The organism is Flavobacterium sp. FlaQc-47, assembly GCF_044006475.1.
Classification (GTDB): Bacteria; Bacteroidota; Bacteroidia; order Flavobacteriales; family Flavobacteriaceae; genus Flavobacterium.
In genome coordinates this window covers 50,859-74,571 of record NZ_JBIPCQ010000007.1, presented here as the reverse complement: position 1 = coordinate 74,571, position 23,713 = coordinate 50,859, and the positions used below count along the sequence as shown (strand labels likewise).

Annotated in this window: 20 protein-coding genes; 5 read left to right on the top strand and 15 right to left on the bottom strand. The window is 33.6% G+C overall.

What is annotated here, in order from left to right; genetic code table 11:
* Positions 1-108: 108 nt before the first annotated feature.
* The 5 genes from ACHRVX_RS19870 to ACHRVX_RS19850 all read right to left on the bottom strand — a co-directional run bounded on the left by ACHRVX_RS19870 (position 109) and on the right by ACHRVX_RS19850 (position 8,819).
* Positions 109-1,527, bottom strand: coding sequence for a TolC family protein (locus ACHRVX_RS19870; protein WP_395335442.1), 1,419 nt, complete (start codon positions 1,525-1,527; stop codon positions 109-111).
* A gap of 130 nt (positions 1,528-1,657) precedes the next feature.
* Entirely contained in the window at positions 1,658-4,822 is a 3,165-nt protein-coding gene (locus tag ACHRVX_RS19865) for an efflux RND transporter permease subunit (protein WP_395335440.1), read from the bottom strand.
* A gap of 11 nt (positions 4,823-4,833) precedes the next feature.
* The gene (locus ACHRVX_RS19860) at positions 4,834-5,982 is read right to left on the bottom strand and encodes an efflux RND transporter periplasmic adaptor subunit (RefSeq protein ID WP_395335437.1); all 1,149 of its coding nucleotides are present in this window, start codon (positions 5,980-5,982) and stop codon (positions 4,834-4,836) included.
* Between the two features lie 316 nt (positions 5,983-6,298).
* Positions 6,299-6,892: a TetR/AcrR family transcriptional regulator gene (locus ACHRVX_RS19855; RefSeq protein ID WP_395335435.1), complete on the bottom strand. Its 594-nt coding sequence runs from the start codon at positions 6,890-6,892 to the stop codon at positions 6,299-6,301.
* A 997-nt stretch (positions 6,893-7,889) separates the two neighbouring features.
* On the bottom strand, positions 7,890-8,819 hold the full coding sequence (locus ACHRVX_RS19850; protein WP_395335433.1) for a ketopantoate reductase family protein: 930 nt from the start codon (positions 8,817-8,819) through the stop codon (positions 7,890-7,892).
* A gap of 101 nt (positions 8,820-8,920) precedes the next feature.
* Between ACHRVX_RS19850 and ACHRVX_RS19845 the strand changes: the two genes are divergently transcribed.
* On the top strand, positions 8,921-9,763 hold the full coding sequence (locus ACHRVX_RS19845) for an AraC family transcriptional regulator (protein ID WP_395335431.1): 843 nt from the start codon (positions 8,921-8,923) through the stop codon (positions 9,761-9,763).
* A 293-nt stretch (positions 9,764-10,056) separates the two neighbouring features.
* On the opposite strand, the gene ACHRVX_RS19840 is transcribed toward ACHRVX_RS19845, so the two are convergent.
* The 8 genes from ACHRVX_RS19840 to ACHRVX_RS19805 form a co-directional block, all read right to left on the bottom strand.
* Complete coding sequence (locus tag ACHRVX_RS19840) at positions 10,057-10,485, bottom strand: GNAT family N-acetyltransferase (protein ID WP_395335429.1); 429 nt, start codon at positions 10,483-10,485, stop codon at positions 10,057-10,059.
* Positions 10,486-10,823: 338 nt separating this feature from the next.
* Positions 10,824-11,249 carry a response regulator gene (locus tag ACHRVX_RS19835; protein WP_395335427.1) on the bottom strand — a complete coding sequence of 142 codons (426 nt, stop codon included), beginning with the start codon at positions 11,247-11,249 and terminating at the stop codon, positions 10,824-10,826.
* A gap of 128 nt (positions 11,250-11,377) precedes the next feature.
* Positions 11,378-14,482 (bottom strand): efflux RND transporter permease subunit, encoded by a 3,105-nt coding sequence (locus tag ACHRVX_RS19830; RefSeq protein WP_395335425.1) that lies wholly within the window; start codon positions 14,480-14,482, stop codon positions 11,378-11,380.
* A gap of 34 nt (positions 14,483-14,516) precedes the next feature.
* Positions 14,517-15,605, bottom strand: coding sequence for an efflux RND transporter periplasmic adaptor subunit (locus tag ACHRVX_RS19825; protein ID WP_395335423.1), 1,089 nt, complete (start codon positions 15,603-15,605; stop codon positions 14,517-14,519).
* Between the two features lie 44 nt (positions 15,606-15,649).
* On the bottom strand, positions 15,650-16,936 hold the full coding sequence (locus ACHRVX_RS19820) for a TolC family protein (protein WP_395335421.1): 1,287 nt from the start codon (positions 16,934-16,936) through the stop codon (positions 15,650-15,652).
* A 108-nt stretch (positions 16,937-17,044) separates the two neighbouring features.
* Positions 17,045-18,403, bottom strand: a complete 1,359-nt coding sequence (locus ACHRVX_RS19815; protein WP_395335419.1) for a sensor histidine kinase — start codon at positions 18,401-18,403, stop codon at positions 17,045-17,047.
* 2 nt (positions 18,404-18,405) lie between these two features.
* Positions 18,406-19,077, bottom strand: a complete 672-nt coding sequence (locus ACHRVX_RS19810; protein WP_395335417.1) for a response regulator transcription factor — start codon at positions 19,075-19,077, stop codon at positions 18,406-18,408.
* A gap of 449 nt (positions 19,078-19,526) precedes the next feature.
* Entirely contained in the window at positions 19,527-19,889 is a 363-nt protein-coding gene (locus tag ACHRVX_RS19805; protein WP_395335415.1) for a hypothetical protein, read from the bottom strand.
* A gap of 295 nt (positions 19,890-20,184) precedes the next feature.
* On the opposite strand from ACHRVX_RS19805, the gene ACHRVX_RS19800 reads away from it, so the two are divergent.
* The 4 genes from ACHRVX_RS19800 to ACHRVX_RS19785 all read left to right on the top strand — a co-directional run bounded on the left by ACHRVX_RS19800 (position 20,185) and on the right by ACHRVX_RS19785 (position 22,240).
* Positions 20,185-20,733, top strand: coding sequence for a type 1 glutamine amidotransferase domain-containing protein (locus tag ACHRVX_RS19800; RefSeq protein ID WP_395335413.1), 549 nt, complete (start codon positions 20,185-20,187; stop codon positions 20,731-20,733).
* Positions 20,734-21,186: 453 nt separating this feature from the next.
* Positions 21,187-21,420: a hypothetical protein gene (locus ACHRVX_RS19795; protein WP_395335411.1), complete on the top strand. Its 234-nt coding sequence runs from the start codon at positions 21,187-21,189 to the stop codon at positions 21,418-21,420.
* A 223-nt stretch (positions 21,421-21,643) separates the two neighbouring features.
* Entirely contained in the window at positions 21,644-21,823 is a 180-nt protein-coding gene (locus ACHRVX_RS19790) for a type II toxin-antitoxin system HicA family toxin (protein WP_395335409.1), read from the top strand.
* 21 nt (positions 21,824-21,844) lie between these two features.
* Positions 21,845-22,240 (top strand): type II toxin-antitoxin system HicB family antitoxin, encoded by a 396-nt coding sequence (locus ACHRVX_RS19785; RefSeq protein WP_395335407.1) that lies wholly within the window; start codon positions 21,845-21,847, stop codon positions 22,238-22,240.
* A 294-nt stretch (positions 22,241-22,534) separates the two neighbouring features.
* On the opposite strand, the gene ACHRVX_RS19780 is transcribed toward ACHRVX_RS19785, so the two are convergent.
* Both ACHRVX_RS19780 and ACHRVX_RS19775 read right to left on the bottom strand, forming a co-directional pair.
* Positions 22,535-23,239 carry a hypothetical protein gene (locus ACHRVX_RS19780; RefSeq protein ID WP_395335405.1) on the bottom strand — a complete coding sequence of 235 codons (705 nt, stop codon included), beginning with the start codon at positions 23,237-23,239 and terminating at the stop codon, positions 22,535-22,537.
* Positions 23,236-23,712, bottom strand: coding sequence for a hypothetical protein (locus ACHRVX_RS19775; protein WP_395335403.1), 477 nt, complete (start codon positions 23,710-23,712; stop codon positions 23,236-23,238). Before ACHRVX_RS19775 ends, ACHRVX_RS19780 begins: the two co-directional genes overlap by 4 nt.
* Position 23,713 lies beyond the last annotated feature (1 nt).

Sequence of the window (23,713 nt, the reverse complement as noted above, 5' to 3'; positions counted from 1 at the left end):
GTGAATATAACAGAAGAAGGAAATAATTCCTACTAAAAAACGCCATGAAACTTAAAAGTCTCACAGCGTTTTTGCCTCAAAAAATAAATAATTAACGGGTAATGGGTATTATCTCCAACCACCGCCTAATGCGCGATATAACTCGGTATTAGCAGAAAGTTGCTCTCTTTTTATGTTTGCCAGTTCTAATTCGCTTTGCAATAAATTGGCTTGTGCTGATAAAACTTCTAAATATTCAGCCATACCATTTTTAAATAACAAATTGGCATTTTTAATAGCTTGCTGTAATGTTTTTACGCGTTCTTTCAAGAATGATTCCTGTTGTTGTAGTTTTTCTACTTTTACTAAAGCATCAGATACTTCACTTACAGCAACTAAAACCGATTGTCTGAAAACTAAAACTGCTTTTTCTCTTTCAACAACGGCGATATTGTATTGTGTTTTTACTTTTTTATTATTGAACAAAGGTTGAGTTAAACCTCCTGCAACGGTTCCAAATAGCGAAGCCGGAATATTGAACCAATTGCTGGTTTCGAATGAGTTTACTCCGCCTTGAGCTGTAATTCTAAGTGCCGGATACAAATCGGCTTTTGTGATTCCTACGTTTGCATTGGCCACTTTAAGCGCTAATTCGGCACTTTTTACATCTGGTCTGCGAGCTACTAATGAAGACGGAATTCCAATTGCATTATTGTTCTTTACTTCAAGTGAACTTAAACGAATTGTTCTTGTTTTTGAATTAGGAAAAGATCCTGTCAAAACACTTAAAGCATTTTCCTGAATAGCAATATTTTGCTCTAATTGCGGAATTAATTGAGCCGCAACTAATTTCTGAGCTTCAGATTGCTGAATCGCTAATGTGGTTACTTGTCCTGCATCGTATTTTAATTTGATGATGGTGGTTGTACTATCATTTAATTTAAAATTTTGCTTTGCGATTTCTAATTGAGCATCTAACATTAAAAGATTGTAATATCCCTTTGAAACATTGGCTACAATATTAGTCTGCAATGCTTTTTTTACTTCTTCTGACTGAAGATATCCTGCATAAGCGCCTTTTTTCTGATTGCGGATTTTACCCCAAATATCAGCTTCCCATGAAAGTGAAGCTCCGGCAGAATAATCATCAATATGATTTTGGCCCAAAGCCTGGCTTAAATTTTTTCCTGTAAAACTATTATCAGATGGATTGCTGGTACTTGCTGTTACATTCAAATTGACCTGAGGAACATTTCCCCATTTTGATTGTGTGAATCTGTATTGTGCAATTTCGATATTTTTTATAGCAATTTGTAAATCATTATTTCTGGATACCGCGCTATTAATCAATTGAATAATATCTTTTTCGGTATAGAAGTTTTTCCACTCCAGATCTGCAATACTCGTTGTATCGTTTGAAACCGATGCACTCCTGAAATTTTCAGGAAATGCATCTTTTGGAGTTTCAATATCCTTCGAAATCTTACAGGATATTATTGTGGTGATCAAAATGGCGATCATCACGATTTTGGTTATATAATTTTTCATTTTATGTTTTGTCATTAAATTTCTGTACAAGTATCTTTTCTTGTTTCAAGATCTCTTGAGATTTTATAGGATATGTATCCAATGCCAATGATGATGGCTACTAGGATTGTCGTTATATAATTTTCCATTTTTATTTTTCTTCGTTATGAATTACGGCGACTGGTTTTCCAGTAACCTTTTCTTGTAAATATTGGAATATGATGAATAAAACAGGTATAATAAACAACCCTAATATTACTCCTGAAATCATACCTCCGGCGGCACCAATACTAATGGAGTGGTTACCTTGTGCAGACGGTCCTGTGGCGCTCATCATCGGGATTAATCCCACAATAAAAGCTAGTGATGTCATGATAATTGGTCGTAAACGTAGTTTTGCTGCATCGATTGCTGCTTTGACTAATGCCTGACCAGATTTTCGTTTTTGAACGGCAAATTCTATAATCAGAATCGCATTCTTGGCGAGCAGTCCAATTAACATTACCAGTGCAACCTGCACATAAATGTTGTTTTCAATTCCTGTTAATCCAATGGCAACAAATACTCCAAATATACCTGCAGGTATTGATAATATTACGGCCAGTGGCAAAATGTAACTCTCATACTGTGCAGCAAGTAAGAAATAGATGAATATCAAACACAGTAAGAAAATTGTTGCTGACTGACCTCCGGACGAAATCTCTTCACGAGTTTGTCCTGAAAATTCAAAACCATAACCCGCAGGTAATTGTTGTGCTGCAACTTCTTGTATTGCTTTAATGGCATCTCCGGAACTAAATCCTGGTTTAGGGATTGCATTGATCGAAATCGAATTAAATAAATTGTATCTCGAAGCGGTTTCTGAACCATAAATACGGGTTAGTTTTACTAAGGTATTTATTGGCACCATTTCGCCAGTTTTGTTTTTTACAAAAACTCTGTCAATTGATGACGGATCAGCTCTGTCAGCAATATCTGCCTGAACTACAACTCGGTAATATTTACCAAATCTGTTAAAGTCAGAGGCTTGTGCACTACCAAAATAGGTTTGCATGGTTTGTAAAATGTCTTTTACATTCACGCCTAATTGATTTGCTTTTTCATCGTTGATATCCAATTGCAATTGAGGATAATCGGCTTTGAAAGAAGTAAATGCTACGGCAATTTCCGGACGTTTCATCAATTCACCGATGAAGTTTTGAGAAATTCCGCTAAACTTATCCAGTTTTCCTCCGGTTTTATCCTGAAGTACTAAATCTAAAGCTTCAACATTACTAAATCCCGGAACGGTTGGGAAACTGAATACGAAGAAACTTCCGCCTGAAATCGCTCCTAATTTGCCACGAACCTGATTCATTATTTCGTCAATATTCTTGATATCTCCACGATCCTCATTTGGTTTAAGCAATACGAATACAACTGCAGATGATGGACTTGTAGAGTTGGTCAATAAGTTGAATCCTGAAATAGCGGTAACATCTCTTGAAGCATCTAGTTTGCTTAAAATATTTTCTGCTTCGGTCATTACTTTTTGAGTTCCGTCCAGAGATGTTCCTGATGGCGTGTTTACTGCAATGGCAATAAATCCTTGATCTTCTGTTGGGATAAATCCTGCCGGAGTAGTTTTTACCATTATTACGGTTGCAATAGTAATTAAAGCTAAACCTCCTAAACTCAACCATTTTCTGCGAATTAAAAATTTCAAACCTCCAACGTAACGGTTGGTTAAGGAATCAAAACTTTTATTAAATCCGTTAAAGAATTTTTCTTTAAATCCTTTTTTCTCATATGGAGTATCTCCATGTTCTCCTGCGTGATTGTCTTTTAAGAATAATGCAGCAAGTGCAGGACTTAAAGTTAAAGCGTTCACCGCTGAAATTACAATTGCAATTGCCATAGTAAAGGCAAACTGACGATAGAAAACTCCTGTAGAGCCTTCCATGAAACCAACAGGTAAGAATACAGCAGCCATTACCAGCGTAATCGAGATAATAGCACCCGTAATTTCGTGCATCGCTTCGTGTGTTGCCACTTTTGGCGATAAATGTTTGTGTTCCATTTTTGCATGGACAGCTTCGACGACCACAATCGCATCATCGACCACAATACCAATCGCCAGGATTAAAGCGAAAAGTGTTAAAAGATTGATCGAAAATCCAAATAACTGCATGAAAAAGAACGTTCCTAAAATTGCTACGGGAACTGCAATTGCCGGAATTAATGTTGATCTAAAATCCTGTAGGAAGATGAAAACAACGATAAATACCAGAATAAAAGCTTCTAATAAAGTATGCTCAACTTGCTCAATAGATTGATCTAAGGCAACTTTTGTGCTATAGAAAATGTTATGTTTAATTCCTTTAGGGAAATCTTTAGCTGATTTTACCATCAACTTGTTAATCGCAACCTGAATATCATTGGAGTTAGAACCTGCTAACTGAATGATCCCAATTACAACTCCTTTTTTACCATTTAAACGTGTTAAACTGTTGTATGAATAGGCACCAAGTTCAACTCTGGCTACATCTTTAAGATGAAGTACTGAACCATCAGCATTAGAACGTATAGCAATATTTTCATATTCTTCGGGTTTGGTTAATTTACCTTTGTATTTAATAACATATTCGAAAACTTCTTTACTTCTTTCTCCAAATTTACCCGGAGCAGCTTCCAAACTCTTATCCTGAATTGCGCTCATGATTTCGTTTGGTGTCACTTTATAAGTCGACATTTGTGTTGGATTCAGCCAAACACGCATTGAGTAATCTTTTACACCTCCAAAAATACTTGCCGACCCAACTCCCGGAATACGTTTGATCTCCGGAATGATATTGATTTGTGCATAATTGGCAACAAACGTCTGATCATATTTTGTCTCGTCATCGGTATACATACCAATCGCCATAATGAAACTGTTTTGTTGTTTTGCAGTGGTAACACCTTGTTGCACAACCTCCGCAGGCAATTGACTTGTCGCCTGAGCAACTCTGTTTTGAACGTTTACCGCAGCCTGATCTGCATTAGTTCCCAGTTTAAAGAAAACTGTAATAGCAAGAGATCCGTCATTACTGGCTGTAGAACTCATGTAAGTCATGTTCTCAACACCATTTATAGATTCTTCTAATGATGGTGCAACAGAACGTAAGACCGTTTCTGCATTCGCTCCCGGATAAACCGCCGTTACTAAAACCGATGGCGGCGCAATATCAGGAAACTGTTGTAAAGGCAACTTCGTAAGACCAAGTATACCTAATATCACCAATAAAATGGAAATAACGGTTGCCAGTACAGGTCTTTGTATAAATATTTTGAACATTTTCGTAAAAATTATTTTTTATTAATTATTTGGGCAACTTTTGCAGTTGATGATTTTTCAGGTTGAATAACCTGACCATCCTGAAGTTTATCGACTCCGCTTAATACGATTTGGTCACCTGATTTTACACCATCTTTAATAAGATAATTAGTTCCGCTTTTACCAGAAACCGTGATAGGCATTTTAGCCACTTTGTTTTCTTTGTTAACTGTGAAAACAAAAATTTTATCCTGCATTTCTACCGTAGCTGATTGTGGTACTAAAACGGCATCGTCATGTTGAAGACCTAAACGAATTCTTCCTGTATTTCCTGAACGTAAAGTTCCGCCAGCATTAGGGAAAGTTGCTCTTAAAGTAATCGCTCCGGTAGTTTTATCAAATTGACCATCAACCATATCTATTTTTCCTGTTTGAGGATAAGCGTTGTTATCTGCCAGAACCAAAGTTACAGGAGGCAATTTTTTTAGTTTATCACCAAGACTGTTTCCAGCGTATTGCGCTTTGAAATTGATGAAATCGGTTTCACCTAATGAGAAGTAAGCAAACACTTCATGAACATCAGACAAGTTTGTTAAAGGCTCAACATCAGTTGCAGAAACTAAACTTCCTTGTTTTTTCGGTAATCTTCCAATGTAACCACTTACCGGGGCTGTCACATTGGTATATCCTAAATTAATTTTAGCAGATCCTACCATTGCTTTTGCCTGTTCGATATTTGCAGCAGCAATTTTTTGAGAAGCTTTAGCCGTTTTTAACTGATAGTCAGAAACTACTTTGTTCTGAACTAAAGGAGTTAATTTATCAACCTCTAACTGAGCGTTTATTAAAGCTGCTTCATAAGCATGAAGACTTGCCAACGCATTGTTTAATTGCTCACGGAAAGGACGTTCGTTTATTTTAAATAAAGTCTGACCTTTAGTTACATAAGCGCCTTCGTCTACGTAAACTCTTTCAAGGTTCCCACTTACCTGAGGGCGAATTTCAACGTCAACAGTCCCTTGTATTGAAGCAGGATATTCAGCATCTGTAGTAGTGTTTTCACTTGTGATAGCTAAAACCGGCAATAATGGTGGAGCAGGAGCTGCCGGAGCCTGCGACTTATCTGCACAACTGCTTAGCACTAGTGCCAGGATAAAACTGGTTATAATTACATTTTTCATTTTAATATTGGTTTTAATTTGTTGGACATTCATGTTGTTTAATTGTGGTATTATGACATTCTGGGAACTCATGTTTAATTATATTAAATTATCTAACGTTGTTAAGTAAAAGTACGCAATTTTTTATATAGCAAACCCATTCCAATTCTATTCTAAATCGGTATTAAATTATTTATCACTGTTAAGTAAAGAAGCTAAAAACTCTTTTTTACTTGTATTAAATTTTCTAACAGTGTTAAGTGATAGTTATAAAAAAAAGGATTTTATATTATCCAAATTAAATTATTTTACACTGTTAAGTAAAAACTGAAAAAAATTATTGTATTGATTTGATAATACCACCAATGGCATCCTTCAAAATTTGTGCATTTATAGTTTCTAAAATATCACTTTTGTTAATGATGTTGATGGCTATTAAACCATGAATAACAGAAAAGAAAGTAAAATATTTTTGTTTAATGATATCTTCACCCGGATTGCTGTCTTTCATAACCTCAGCAATAACTCCGGTAAACAATTTATAAGGTGCTTCCTGAGCTGAGCATCGCTGTGCGCAGCAAGTCATCTGAACACCAAACATTAACTGATACATTTCAGTATTAGTAAAAGCGAAGTCCCAATACGTCATCCACATGGCTTCTAATTGGTCTTCGGGTTTTTCAAACTTGGCTTTAGCGGTTTGTAACTCTTTTGCCAGTTTCATAAAACCTTTGCCTGTCAATTCCTCTAATATTGCTTCTTTATTCGAAAAATATTCATAAATAATAGGAGCAGTATATTCGATTCTATCAGCAATTTTACGCATACTCAAACCATTCCAGCCTTCTTCTTTTACGATATCATAAGCAGCGCCAAGAATATTACTTCTTGTCTCTTCTTTTTGTCTTAAAATTCGATCTTTACTTGCCATTTTATTTGAGTATTAAATTGTTTAACACCGTTAGGCAAATGTATGGCTGTTTTTTTGATTATGAAATAATATTGTCATAATATTTTCTTATTGCTGTATAGACAAGTATTAAAAATCGCTTAAAGCCTTTATTTATAAGGTTTAATTTAGTTTTTTTTTTTTTAGAAGCAGATGATTTTCGGCTTTTAAGGCCATTTGTCCCGCTCTACACTATATCTTTTATGATAAACCCCATCATAAAAGGATGCCGTTTCAATCGGGGCTAGGCGAGAAAAATCTTTTTTTCGTAATTTTCATTGTAATGCTATGTGCATAATGCATTTTTAACTGGACTAAAGTCCAGCCCTACAATATTTTTCGAGCTGCTGGCTCTTTTTTAATCATCTTAATGATTATTTACATAAATTTTAAAATTGGAGGAATGATTTATGTTGTAGAGCTGGACTAAAGTCTAGTCCTACAATATTTTTCGAGCCGCAGGCTCTTTTTTAATCATCTTAATGATTATTTACATAAATTTTAAAATTCCGCAGGAATGATTTATGTTTTATGACTGGACTAAAGTCCAGCCCTACAAAAATATGTCGAGCCGCTGGCTCTTTTTTAAATCATCTTAATGATTATTTACATAAATTTTAAAATTCCGGAGGAATGATCTATATTGTAGAGCTGGACTTTAGTCCGGTTTATAATGAATTTGTTCGAGCCGCTGGCTCTTTATTAAATCATCTTAATGATTATTTACATAAATTTTAAAATCCGGAGGAATGATCTATATTGTAGAGCTGGACTTTAGTCCAGTTTATAATGAATTTGGTCGAGTCCATAGCTCTTTTTAAATCATCTTAATTATTATTTACATAAATTTTAAAATTCTGGAGGAATGATTTATTTGTAGAGCTGGACTTTAGTCCGGTTTATAATGAATTTGTTAGAGCCGACGGCTTTTTTAAATCATCTTAATGAAATTACATTCGTTTTTCATAATTCATTTTGATCACGAAACGTTATGAGATGTTTTTATTTTTTCATTTACAGCATTATAAAAAGGAGTTTCAATTCTGTGTTTTTTGGCATTTTCAATCACATAATCAACTAAGAAACGTTTTTCGGTTTGATTGTTATTTTCAAAATCCAATTGCAATGATGATTTCGATTCGAATGGGAATTTTGTCAATAAATCTTTCGAAGTTACGATGTCTTCATTTGTTAAATGACTATCATTTTCAATCGCAAGCAATTGAATTTCGATCATCATATTTTCCAGAATATGCATTAGATTTTTATCTTCTAAAAGTTGTCCAAAAGTAACTTTATAGGCAGAAGTTATTGCTGCAACAGGCGCAACAAATAAGTATTTCTTCCATAGTATTTGATTGATGTTTTCGACATATGTAATATCTAAACCACCGTTTTCTAATAAATCAATTAATAGTTTGTTCTCTTTTCCTCCAACAAATATTTTTCCAGGTCCGCCAACATGCTGAATATGTCCTGGCTGCTTTACATTCGAAGCCACATAAATACAACCTTCCATGATCTTTTCGGCATTTGGTAAAGCCTCACGAACTATTTCTCTGGCATTTACCACATTTTGTAAAGTGATTATGATGGTTTTTTCATCTATACAATCTTTATAGGTAGATAATATTTCGCTTATGGAATAAGATTTAGAGGTAAGTATTAAAACGTCTAAAATTCCTATTTTTGTTGGATCATCAGATACTAAATCCGGAAATATAGTTTCTTTAATACCTTTAGATTCAAATATTAAACCTTCATTCTGAATCGCTTTTTTTGTTTCACCTCTGCAAATAAATATAATTTTGGTTGTACTGTTTTTATACTTTTTGGCGAGGGGAGCACCCACAAATCCGCCGATTCCTCCAATTCCTATAATCCCTATTTTTATTGTATCTGATTTCATATAGTGGTATTTTGATTTTTAAATTTTAGATGCAAAGTAAATAGGTTACTAATCATTAATTGATGTAAAAATATCGGTTATATTTGTAAAAATTAAGGATTATGAAAGATACTTTTTTTATTTACAAAGATTTTGAAATTTATTCTGTCGAAGAATTGACATGGAAGAAGGAAGTACACCGACATAATTTTTTCGAGCTATTATATATTGAATATGGAACTGGAAATCATATCTTAAATTCGATTCCTCACAATTATAAAGAACATGATATTTATTTGCTTACGCCAAAGGATTATCACTCTTTTAAAACACTAACACCTACCAAGTTTCATTGTTTGCGTTTTCTGCCCAATTTCTTTTCGAATAAAAAAGAAATTGAAGAAATCGAAAAGTTATTTTATTATCACAATCAAACAAATGGAAATTTGATTTTTTTGGAAGATGATAAAACCTTTTGTGAAATGGTTATTTTAAAAATACTGGATGAAGTTGCTCAACCAAAAGGACAAAACGAAATCATCATCAAAAGTTTGATGATGTCATTAATTCAAATAATCCGAAGAAACGCCAGCATAAATGAAAGCAGTTTGAATTTTCAAACTACTGAGGTTTTAAAGATCGATACTATTTTAAGTTATATTCGGTCGAACATTGCCAACCCGCATTTGCTGAAGAAAAAAGAAATGGCAAATCATTTTAATGTTTCCATACATTATATTGGTGAGTATTTTAAAACACATCTCAATATTACTTTAAGGGATTATATCGAACAGACAAAACTGAAAGTGGTAACAGAAAAATTAAGCAAAAGTAATCTGACTTTCTCAGAAATTAGTAATGATTTGGGATTTATTGATAGTAGTCATTTCAATAAATTCATCATGCGAAGTACTGGAACCTCTCCATCTGAATTTAAAAAATCATTGAGTGTTTCTGTAACGTAAGTTCGATTGTCTTTAGTATTATAAGCTCCATCGGAGCGCTATATTTATAGAATTTAGATATTTTTGTTTTACAACCCCAATCGGGGTAATATATTTATAATCGAGATAAAATATATCGCTCCGCTGGAGCTTATTGTTTAGATTATATTATTTGCTATAAATATATCGCTCCGCCGGAGCTTTATTGTTTAGATTATATTATGTGCTATAAATATATCGCTCCGCTGGAGCTTTATTGTTTAGATTATATTATTTGCTATAATTATATTGCTAATCTATACTTGTAATAAAAATTATTTTATAAAATCCATTTCGACATGTTCGATTCCGGCATCCAGAAAATAATTATCGGTTTGCCTGAATCCGTTTTTGATGTAAAACTGACTTGCGTTTACCTGAGCATACAGATACACTTTCTTTTCGTTTTTTAAATCGTCTAATATTTTTAACAAAATAGCTTCACCAATTCGTTTTCCTCTAAAGGTATTTAACACCGCAATTCTTTCGATTTTTGCTCCTTTTTCCATTTTCCTGTATCGCGCTGCTCCAACTGGTTCTCCGTTTATTGTTGCTATATAATGTACTGCGTCTTCATCATCCATTGATTCGCGTTCTTGTGATACATTTTGTTCTAGGACAAATACTTGTTTTCTAATTTTGAAGGCAATTTCTATTTGTTTTTGGTCTTCGACTTTTTCGACATTAATACTGTTGGTGCTCATACTGTTTGAGTTTTATACAATTGATGTGTAGTAAAATAATTTACATACAAATATATGTAGTTAACTACATATATTCAAAATAAAATCTGAAAATTAAGTTTTTTTATTACTAATGATTTACTTGAACATGAATTGTGGAGTTAATTTTATCAATGAATTTCTCGAATAGCCCCGATGGAAACGGCATCCTTTTTCTGGCTTCTTTAGCCGGGAAAAGATATAGTGTACAGCGGGACTAAAGTTCTGGTTGAATGGAATTTATTTGCTCCTAAACATAAAAAAACACCTCTAAAGATTATGTCCCGAAGTGTTTTTTAAAATTTAATGAGTTCAATTATTTACTTTACATAGTTGGGAGAAACACAAGTTTCCCAGTAATTTACAATTGTTTTAATCATTTCCTTGATTTCGTTATAGCCGGATGGCTTAACAAAAAATCCCTGAATAGATTTTGAATAAGCATCGACAACATGCTTTTGTTCTGCGCTTGTAGAAAAGAACAAATAAGGGATTGATTTGAGTCTTAGATCTTCGTTTTGATGAATTTTTTCCCGCAATTCCATGCCATTTAATTTTGGCATATTAATGTCAGAAAAAATAATAAAAGGCTCTACTTGTGTAGAGGTTAAGTATTCTAATGCTTTTTCGCCGTCGCCAAAAAAGATAATTTCATTTTTATAATCAAGTTCTGTAAAGATATCACTTAAAATTTCCTGATCGTCTAAATCATCTTCAATTATAATAATTGGTCCACCTTTATTCATTTTATTTTTTTTTAAAGGTAGAAGTTTATTCGTAGCAATTTACTCTTTTTATGATTTAGTGATAATCAAAAAAACACCTTTAAACATGACGTCTAAAGGTGCTTTCAAATTTAATTTATAGTAGGATATTAAGATTCTTTATTACTGAGATCCTTTTTGCGATATACCAGATAAAATACCTGAGGCAATACTGTTAAGGATAAAATCATACAGGTTATCAATCCGCCAACAATCATGATGGCTAATGGTTTTTGAACTTCAGAGCCCATTCCGGTTGATAATGCTGCGGGCAATAATCCCAGAGATCCCATTAGGGCGATCATTACAATAGGACGAATTCTGCTGTAGATTCCGTTTGAAATGGCATCTTTTAAATGCATTCCGGCGCGCATATTTTCCCGAATCATTCCTATAAGGACAATACTGTCAATCGCACTGACTCCAAACAGAATGATAAAACCAATTCCTGCCGATATTCCAAACACGGTTCCTGTAACCCAAAGCGATAAGAAACCACCAATAAAGGCATAAGGCATTGCGCTAATGGCAACTAAAGTATCTTTAAAATTACCAAAGTTGAAATATAACAGACATAAAATCAAAATCAATACAACGGGAACAATCATCGCCAGTTGTTTAGAAGCTCTTTCTTTGCTTTCAAATTCTCCTGCCCATTTCATTACATTTTCTTTAGGAAGTTTTACTTCTGCAGCTACTTTTTTCTGAGCTTCATCAATAGTACTTCCTAAATCTCGTCCTTCAATACTAAATCCTACGGCAATGTAACGACTGTTTCCTTCACGGTAAATGAATGTTGGTCCCGTTTTATACTCAACGGTTGCAATTTCCTTTAACGGAACTTTTTTACCGTTCATTGTTGGAATTAGAATATCTTCGATTTTTTCTTTTGAGTCACGATATTCTTTTTCGAAACGCAATGTGATATCAAAAATCTTTTCATCATCATAAAACTTCGTTGCAGCTTGTCCTCCAATGGTCATTCGGATTACGGCTTGCGCATCGGCGGTTGTAATCGCGTAACGTGCCATTTTTTCGTCGTCAAGCTGAATTCTTAATTCGGGTAAACCAATGTTTTTATAGACGTTGATGTCTTCAATTCCTTTGACATCTTTTATAGATTTGGCTACTTTTTTAGCCATTGCTTCCAATTGAAAAAGATCATTTCCGAAAATTTTAATTACAAGCGGACTTTTTACTCCGGCAACATATTCCTCGACATTATCCTGTATTGGCTGACTAAAACCAAAACCAATTCCGGGATAGACATCGAGTTCTTTTTTTATTTCGGCAATCAGTTCTTCTTTGCTTATGTTTCGTTTCCATTCGTCCTGATGTTTTAATTCGATATGTAATTCGATATTAAAAAAACCGGTTGGATCAGTTCCGTCATTTGGTCGTCCGGTTTGTGTCAGGACAAATTTTACTTCTTCAAACTTTCTTATTTTGCCTTTCATTTCTTTCGTAAGCCTCACAGCTTCATCAAGATTAATACTGTTTGGTAAAGTTGCTCTTACGTAAATGGCACCTTCATTCAATTTCGGAATAAATTCTGAACCATAAAAAGCAAACTTGGCACAACAAACGGCAAGCAAAGCTAAGAAAGCGTATATTGTTGCTTTACGGTGACGTGTACTCCATTGAAATAGTTTAAACAGATTGACTCTGAAAAAACGGGAGATCATATTTTCTTTTTCAACAATGTTTTTAGTCAACATCACTTTACACATTGCCGGAACATAGGTAAGAGATAAAATCAACGATCCTAGTAGCGCATAACTTAACGTAAAGGCCAGGGGAGAGAACATTTTTCCTTCCACTTTAGTGAAAGAGAAAATCGGCATTAACGCCACAATTAAGATAATCAGGGCAAAGAAAATATATGTAGCAACGCTGCCCACACTTTTCTTGATCAGTCCCATTTTACTCATGCTGTTAAAGCGTTCCATTCCCACTTTATGAGCTTTCTTTTCGAGCGATACAAAAACCTGTTCAACAATAACCAATGTTCCTTCAAGTAATAATCCAAAATCTAAAGCTCCCATCGAAATCAAGTTCGCGGGTAATCCCTGAATTCTCAACATTATAATGGCAAACAAAAACGAAAGCGGAATCACAGATGCCACAATCAACGATGTTCTCCAGTTATAAAGAAAAATAAATACAATTAAGGATACCAATAAAATCCCTTCGACAAGGTTTTTTGTTACCGTTTTTACAGTTGTATCGACCAATTTAGTACGATCGATGAACGGAACAATTTTTACATTATCAGGTAGTACTCTTTCATTAAGTTCGGTCAAACGATCTTTCAGTCTTTTGATTACTTCACCCGGATTTTCGCCACGTAACATTACTACAATACCTTCAACAACATCATCATCACCATCTAAACCTACTTGTCCTAATCTTGGCTTTGCCGAAATCGAAACTTCGGCTACGTGTTTTACTAATATTGGCGATGAACCTTTGGTTTCTATTAAAATATTCCCAATATCTTCGACTTTATTAATCAAACCTACACCACGTACGACATAAGCCTGATCGCCACGCTGAATAACGTCTCCGCCAACATTGACATTACTTTTTGAAACTGCTTCGTAAACATCGAGAGCAGATAAATTGTAATTTTCCAGTTGTGTTGGATTAATTTTAATTTCGAAGTTTTTTTCCTCTCCACCAAAACTTACTACGTCAGCGACTCCGGGAACCGAAATTAGTTCTCGTTCGATTACCCAATCCTGAATGGCTTTTATTTCCTTAATTGGCAAATCACTTTTGATGATATATCTGAATATTTCGCCTGTTGCTCCGGATGGCGGTTCAATTTCTGCATCGGCTCCTTCAGGAAGATCCAATCCGCTAAGACGATTTGAGGCGTATTGCTGCGCGTAGAAATCCTCTACATCATCATCAAATAATACCGTTACAACTGATAATCCAAAAAGCGAAATAGAACGTACTTCGGCTTTTTTAGGGATCGTATTCATCTGTTTTGAAATAGGAAGAGTGATGAATTTCTCTACTTCCTCGGCACTTCTTCCCGGCCATTGCGTAATAATTCTGGCTCTGGTATTCGTTACATCGGGAAAAGCTTCTATGGGCGTATGGATATAGCTAACTATACCGGCGACTAGTAATACGGCTGTCAGGAAAAAAACGATGAGCGAGTTTTTTAATGAGAAAGCCACTAGACCTTGTACAAATTTTTTCATGTCTTGTATGGTGTTTATCCGTTTTTAGGGATAATTAGTTTTTTAGTCTTTCGTGAATTAACAGCTGATTTTTGGTAATCACCATTTCGCCTTCATTAACTCCTTTATCAAAATAAACCCAGTTGTTATTTTTTATTGTTGGATTAATTTCTCTGGTTTCAATCGTGCAATCATCTTTGTAAATCAAAATATGGTCACGATTATTATCAAAAATGACTGCTTTTGCAGGAACAGCCACTAACATTTCGCCGCCTTTACTTTTATCGATTACGATATCGGCAGTCATTCCCGGTTTTAATTTTAAGTTTCTGTTTTCCATCACGATTCTGGCTTTCAAGACATGTTCATCAGCATCAAATACTTTGGCAAGCGATGTGATTTTTCCTTTAAAAATTTCACCCGGATAAGCTGGAGTTGTTACGTCTACCAACATATTTTCGGTTACGTTTTTTAAATTACTGGTATATACATTTACTAATACCCAGATTTCTTTTAAGTCAGAAATGGTAAAAAGAGGTTCGCTTCCTTCTGTAATCTGCATTCCCGGACTAATATTTTTGGCTACGATATAACCTTCTGTCGGGGCTTTTATCTGGAAAACTGATCTTTCGCTGCTAGCGCTGAACATGGCAAGATTGGCGCGTACATTTTCAAGAGAAGATTTTAAAACATCGAGTTCGCTTTGTGCCTGCATTAAATCTTTTTGAGACGAAATTCCATCGTCAAACATTGATTTAGTCGATTGCAGATTACGTTGTGCAACTGCAATTTGAGATTGAAACGATTTACTTTCAGATTGCATGCTATTTAATTCCGTACTTTTAATCTCTGCCAAAATTTGTCCTTTTTTTACATAATCACCTAATGAGAAAGTAGTTTTAGTAATAATTCCTTCAACAAGACTATTAAACTGAACTACGTGATCACCGTTGTAAGTGATGTTTCCGGTAAGATTTATAGATTCTGTAACGGCACGTTTTTGAACCTGTTCAATCGTGATTTTTTCTTTTAAGTCTTTATCAATACAAAATTTTTCCTCTTTTGTTTCCTTAACTTCTTCCTTTTTGCCACATCCGTAAACGAGCATTAAACCAAGTATTGGGAGTAAAATATATTTTTTCATTGTTTTTATTTTTAGATAATTATTGCAGTTTCCGTTTGCGGGAATTAGTTGATTTCCTCACCGGCGATATAGCGCAGTTCTTCGAGGTTTTTATTCAGGTCTTTTTTAGCATTCAGCAGGATTGATTTGTTGTCTAAGTAAGCATCAACAAAATCAAGATATTCTAACATGCTGGTGTTTCTTTGCAGGAAGTTTTTGCGGTAGCTTTCCAGAAGTTTATCCAGATCTGCTTCGTAATTGGCATCAATACTTTCATATAAATTTTTAGTCACCAGTAAATCTTCATACGCTTGTAAAACTTCCGCTTGTACGCTGATTGTTTTTTCTTCGGTTAATAATTTACCCTGGTCGATAGCTATTTTTGCAGCTTTTATATTTCCTTGATTTCTGCTGAAAAAAGGAAGATCCAGAGCAAAACCGATCCCAACAAAATCGTTCATCGTACTGGCGCCACGGTCATAGCTAACTCCAAGAGTAACGTCAGGCGTTCTCATTGCCTTTTCGTATTTGTATTTATTATCGTTGTAATCATTACCAAGTTTAATGACTTTCATATCAGGTCGGTTTTCTACTGCCGAAGCCATTAGATTTCCTACATTGATATTTTCTATATTTTTATTATTAGGTACAAACCCTTCCTCTGTAAGTTTGATAAATTGAGATGCAGGAAGATTCATCAGGACTTTCGATTCCTTTTGTAATGAATTATTTTCTTTGCGTAAATCAGCGATTTCTTTTAAAAACTGCAGTTCAGATGCTTTAAGCCTGATATATTCGCCTTTGCCAATATTTCCCTGCGCAACCTGATTACTATAACCTTTAAGCATGGTTTGCATTGATGAAAGCTGTTTTTTGTAAACGGCTTCCTGAGCCTGAGTATATTGCAGTTCAGTAAGATTTTCTCTAAACTCAATTTTCAGGTTGCGCAAAAAGGTTTTAAAGTATTCCTTGGCAACATCAACACCCACTTTTTCCATGGCGATCATCTTTTTTCGTTTTCCGGCGGTCTGAATCAATTGTTCAAGATCAGCGGTAACCTGGGATGTTTTTCCAAAATTTCCCCACAAAACCGGAACTTCCGATGCCGTAGCGTTATGCCAAAGATTGATTTCACCAATAGTAAGCGTAGGATTTGGCCATAATTTTGCCTGAATCACTTGTGCATCAGCAATGTCAATATTAAGTTTTTCAGAAATAAGAGAAATATTCTTGTCCAGAAATAAAGCCTCAGCCTGAGTTCTGGAAAGAACAATTGTATCGTTTATTGCAGCGGTTTGTGCCACACCTTTGTGTGATACAATAACGAGAAGGGTTAAGATTATACGTTTCAAATTATGTTGTTTTAATATGTTGCAAAGCTATGGGCGACATATTAAGCAGTAATTTGAGGTATGTTATAAAGCGGTTAGAGCAACATTAGAAAACGATTAGAAAACATATTAAAGTGGCGGAAACAATAACGTTACCGTTGTTCCTTCGTCTTTTTTTGAAGCGATATTAAAATCAATATTATTTTGTTTGAAGATAATGTTCGCCAATGAAAGTCCAACGCCGCTGCCTTTTATATCATTGACATTTTTGCCTCTGTAAAAGGTTTGTTTGATGAATTTTAAATCCTCTTCGCTAATTCCGGTTCCATGATCTGCAATTATAATTTTAAGCTGATTGTCTTTTTGCAAGAGACTTATTTTTATGGGATTTCCGTTAGAGTATTTCACGGCATTTTCTATAATGTTGTATAAGGCAATTTTAATTTCGTTGCTGTTTCCTTTTATCGAAAGTAATTTGTCGTTTACGATTTCAAGCGCAATTTGTATTTGCCCATCTTTTAATTGATGCACATTTGGCAATTGATCGTTAATATCCCAAACCAGCTCGTCAACCCTGAAAATTTCGTTGAGATCAGTATTGCCTCTCAAACCCGAAAGCATCATAAGCGTATTCATTGTATCTTCAATCTGATACACATTCTCCAATACTTTTTCAGACATTTCCTTGTATTCGGCACTGGTTCTGTCTTTTTGCGCAAATACTTCAAGGTTTCCTGAAATAGCGGTTAAAGGCGTTTTGAATTCATGCGAAACATAATTGATAAAGTTTTTCTGGATAATAAAAGTATCAGAAAGCCGCTTGAATAAATTATTATACGTTTCTATCAATTCCTGAATATCATCTTTTGTATTGGGCGAAACAATATGGCGATCGAGCGACGAAGCTTCGATTTCGTTTACCTGATTGATAATGTTTTTTATCGGACTATACGCCAGATTGGAAAGCAAACGGCTTACAATATATATAATAACTAATCCGCTAATTAAAACCAAAATCATAATGATCAATAAACGGTTTGTAATGGTTTTAAATTCCTGATCGTTTTTTTTGACAAAAACCACAAAATCACCCTGATTGTCATGATAAAAGCTTCCGAAATAAAAATGATGGTTCGATTTAAAATTCAGCTTTCTGTTTTTCCTGATGTAATCAAGTTTTTCATAATTTATATTTTCATCAGTCGCTTTGTCTCCATAAACAATCTGATTTTTAGCGTTGTAAACGCGCGTGATAATTTCAAGTGAATTTTCCCTGAATTGCTGACCAATAATCAAATGCTGATTTTGCGGTAATTCATCTTTTTCAAGATAGAAAATACCCGTAAGCAAACACGTTTTTTGAAGTTCGTTATAAATTATTTTTTCAGAATAACTGTAAAATGAAAAATACGTGATAATAGAAGCAATCACAAATACAATGCTAAAAGTAAACGACGATATTAGGGTAAACCTGTTGCGTATTTTCATAACTATTCCTTCAGCATATATCCCGTACCTTTTATGGTATGGATAAATTTATGGTTTTGCTCGATTTTGTTTCTCAAGTACGAAATATAAACATCGACAACATTCGTATTATTATCATAATTAATGCCCCAAACGGCATTTAAAATCTGCGTTCTTGACATTACTTTATTTCGGTTTTCGAGCAAATACAATAATAATTTATATTCCCGTGGCGATAAATCGATCAAAGCATCATTTTCTGTAACCTTATGTTCTTCAGGATTTATGGTCAAACTTCCTAATGTGTATAAGGTTTCTTCATTGTCATAATTAAATTTTGTTCTGCGTGTTAATGCATTTACTCTCGAAATCAATTCCTTGAAATGAAACGGTTTAACCAAATAATCATCTGCACCGGAATCCAGCGCGTTTACTTTATCATCTGTATCGCTGAGTGCGCTAAGCATTAAAATAGGCGTATGGATTTTCTTGAAGCGCATTAATTTAGTAAGCTGAATTCCATCAATTCCCGGAAGCATAATATCCATCAGGATAATATCCCAAGTATCATTTTGCACAAGATCCCGGGCAATTTCGCCCGTTTCAGCAAGATGCACCGTGAAATTGTTTTCTTCTAAACCTTTAATAATAAATTCGCTAATGCGTTTATCATCCTCAATGAGCAGCACATTCATACTTAAAAATCTATTTTATAATTATTGTTTTGACTTGATCAGGAAGTGGAATTTACGAAAGCTGAAATTGCCTGATGAATCTTTTTTGAGAGAATCAAAAATAGCAATTAATTATGGTAATTGCTGTTAAAATTGAATGTTGTAGGAAAAGAACAGCTCAATTGTCATCCTAAATGAGTCGAAGGGTTATGAAAACAAAATTTAAACATAGGTTTTGCCATTTTACCCGAGCGATAGCTATAGGCGAAGCAATTTAAAAAATTTGGAATTTGATTTTTAATTAGAAGCTATTCCTGCTGTCCTTCCAAATCTTTTTCTTGCTGGCAGCAGCAAGAAAAAGGATTTTCCCTCCCATCAGGGCTAGGGGAGTTGGTTTTCATGAGAGATTTATTTTTTTAAGAGAGCAACTTTTATGTGAAGTAACATTTTATTTTGAATACTTTAATCCGTTATCCTTGCAAGACACTTATTTCAGATACAATTCCATTACAAAATGTTACAACTAACGAACCTGTATTAATTCCTGTATGAGAATAACCTAAATAATATCTAAAAGTATTTTCTGTTGTAAAACTTTCGTCTGGTTTTCCTAATAGATTAATGACTTTAATTTTAGACATTCCAATTAAGTTATTATTGTTTCGCAAACTATTCATCATATCCCAGCGTAATGACCAATTGTTTTCTGAAGCTAAATCTGCAGTTTTCCATTTTTCAGAATCAAACTTTTCACCCGATATTTTTCCGCGTAATCCAAAACCACAAATAGTTATTAAAATTGTAATTAGAATGATTACGTTTATTTTTTTCATGTTAATTAATTGTTTGCTATTCTTTGCGTTCAAGATCCGGAGGGACATTTACGATAGTAAAAGTATAACTATTTTCATTTAAGGGAGCAACTTATTTCCTAAACTTCATCCTATAAAATAATAATCCAATTGACATGAATCTTATATAATTTCTATTTAATTTTTAATAATAATTTGAACTTCAGTTAATTAACTTTTTTTAAAGAAAGGTTTAACACGGTCTGTTTTTGCGGGCTGTCTGAAATTACTAATTTTAATAAAAATCAAAATTAATAACGTTTTAATACTTAAAATTATGAAAAAGAATATAGCAATATTAGCCACAGACGGTTTTGAAGAATCAGAATTATCATCGCCTAAAGCCTATCTTGAAGAGCAAGGCTGGAATGCAGATATCATTAGCTTGAAATCTGGAACTATCAAATCCTGGAAAGATGGTAACTGGAGCAAGGAATATAATGTTGATGTAGTATTAGATCAGGCAAATGAAGCCGATTATGATGCTTTGGTTCTTCCTGGAGGAGTAATAAACCCTGATTTATTGAGAAGAGAAGAGGCTGCAGTAAATTTTGTACGTTCTTTTTTTGAAAGTAAAAAACCAGTAGCGGCTATTTGTCATGGTCCTCAGATTCTGGTAGATGCTGATGTTTTGCAAGGTCGAAAAGTAACTTCGTTTTTCTCTGTTAAAAACGATTTGAAAAATGCCGGAGCACAATGGGAAGACTCAGAAGTAGTTGTAGACAACGGATTAGTAACCAGCCGAAACCCGAATGATTTGCCCGCTTTTAATAAAAAAATGGTGGAAGAAATTAAAGAAGGAAAACACGAGCGCCAGACAGTGTAAAAAGATATTTTTATTTAGATTTATCAAATTGCAAAAAATGCAAGATCAATTTTGGTCTTGCATTTTTTTGTAGTTTGAATTTAATTTTTAATTAGGAGCTATTCCCGCTGTCCGCTTCAATCTTTTGTGCCGAACCCCGGCACAAAAGGATTTTCACTTCCATCGGGGCTAGGGCAATTGGTTTTATCAGAAAGAATTTATTATTACAAATCTAGTTTTTATGTTAATTATTTTTGATTTCATATTTAAGAAAAAAGTACTAATAATTGAAAGAAAAAACCAATACAAGAAAGATTTTTCTTATATTTGTCTTCCTAAAATTACGAACATGAAGTATAACTATTTTAAATCTTATCTTGCATTATGTGTGCGGTATCGGAAACGACCGTAAATGTCTTTATGGACATTAAATCACTAAAATACAGGATTACTTATTCTTAAATTTTAGAGATTATGAGTACAAAAACTCTTTCAACAGAAGCCGAAACTAGGCTTATGAATTTTTTCAACAACACAATTGACCCAAAAGGGATGGCAAAAGCAATCAGGCAAGTAAATTATGTTCTTGCTTTAGGAGCTTTAAGGCAACATGAAACGCTACAAAACGAAATTGACAATTTGCAAAACAGCTTTTATTGGCTGAATGAATTAGCTGAGGTTTTGAATCCTTATTTGGATGTGGAGTAAAATTTCTTTAGAATGATTAAATAATGTAAAAACCTCGATTTTAAAAGTCGAGGTTTTTTGTTTTGAATATATTTCAATTTTTTATAACAGATTTATTTCTAGTAAAACTATAACGGCATTAATTAATATAAATAATTTCCTACTTTTATGAATGAGTTATATTATCTTAAAAATTAAAGGCATAATAATGATAGTATTTTTACTATCTTTGTAAAATATATAAATGAAGTCAAGAGAATTTATTAGAGAAGCTTTACGAAACGGATGGACATTTTTAAGGCAGGGTAAAGGAAGCCATGAGATATATGAAAAAGCAGGTAAACAAGTTGTAATACCTAACCATGGATCAAAGGAAATAGGAAAAGGCTTAGAACAAAAATTAAGAAAAGAAATGGGACTTTAATTTCTCCAAATAAATAGAAATATGAAAACAATTAGAATAATTATCGAAAGGAATGAAGATGGTTTTTGGGGATATGCAGAAAATGAAAAAGCAATTGTTGGTGGTGGAGATACTGTACAAGAATGCAAACAAGATATATTAGACTGCATTGAAACACTTAAAGATTTAAATTCAGCTAATAAGCCAGATTTTTTGGAAAGAGAGTATGAGCTAGTTTATAAATTTGACACGGCTAGTTTATTAAGTTATTACAAAGGAATATTTACAAACTCTGCATTGGAACGAATTACGGGTATAAATCAAAAACAAATACAACATTACGCTTCTGGACTTAGAAATCCAAGATTAGAGCAACGTGCAAAAATTGAAAACGCTTTACATGCTTTAGGTAAAGAGCTTTTAGCGGTGGAATTATAAGAAATACAGATAAGTGGGATTGCAATCCGTGCTCACAACGAGAAGACATAGCTACTTTCTTAATCTAAGTTGAGTTACTTTCTGGGCGCGGATTGCAAAACAGCTTTTATTGGCTCAATGAATTAGCTGAAGTTTTGAATCCTTATTTGGATGTGGAGTAAGATTTCCTTAGAATGATTAAATAATGTAAAAACCTCGATTTTAAAAGTCGAGGTTTTTTGTTTTGTTCAATTCTTTGCGTTCACGAGCGGGACGCTCGCGCTAGCGGGGGATTATTTTTAGTAATATTTTTAATTACTCATTCATTATCGTCTTTTCGTTGTCTTTTAAAAGACTAGTTAAAATATTTCTACTTGTTTCGGGAAAGCGATTAAATTCATCTTTAAAAAATAATAAAAAGAATTTATTTAAATAGTAAACATTTTTTTCAAAATTACTTTTCCATATGCCAAAATCTCTTTTTGAGAAAGTATTAGTTTTTCTGATATCTTTTTCACATTGAAAAAAAATGGGTGATTCTCCATGTATATGTTTAGAAAAATTTTTCCAATTTTTAAAAATATTTACTAACAAATTTGTAATGTCAGTTTTAAATTTTGGATGAGTGCTAAAATAGTCTTGTAATTTATCAAATTTGATTACAAAATTGCCCTTTTTCCACAATTCATATTCTATTGGGTGATGAAGAAAATATAGCAATTGTAATGCAAGTTCAATACTACTTCGCATATGCATATGTGCAGATCGATATGAGCCTAAGAGAGCGAGGAAATATGAAGCATTTATATCTTCAAATAATTCATCAAAGAGTAAGTCTAAATCTTTAATTCCTAAATGATTTAATGAAAGTTTCCAATTTTTAAATACAAGAGTAGCACGATAAGTTGTGTGTAAGTCATCATCGGAAATTTCGGATATAGATGAGTCCCAAAAAGTTTTAAAGTCCTGAAAATACAAATTTAAGTCTTCCTTTGCTTGAATTATAATTTTTTCTCTCATAGATTTCTTAGGATTTCTGCCCACTTTGAAAAGCTAACTGCACTCTCCATTTCTCGTTTTGATTTGTAAGCATTTTTATGTGATGTCTGATTTCGTATATTTATTACTGCTTTTTTAACTTTTTCTTTCAATTCGGGTGTTTCTTCAATTCTAGATAATATTCTCCTGATGGTAATATCGCGAGATTCTTTTTGATCAATGAAGCTTAATGATAATTCATTATTGGCAAACTCAATTACATTTTTAATAGTAGGGAAGGCTTTCTTGTCCTCTAAAAAAGTTTTTATAATAGATAACTTTTCATCAAACGATAATTGTTGACCATATCGACTTTCTTCAATTTGTTGTAATTTCTGGAAAGTTTTTAAATTTTTCACGAAGAGTCTCAATGAAGATGTGTCTAGACCCTTCTTTTCGAACATCGAAAGATCTTTCATAATATTTTCTAAATTTTGTATATATATATCTAACATT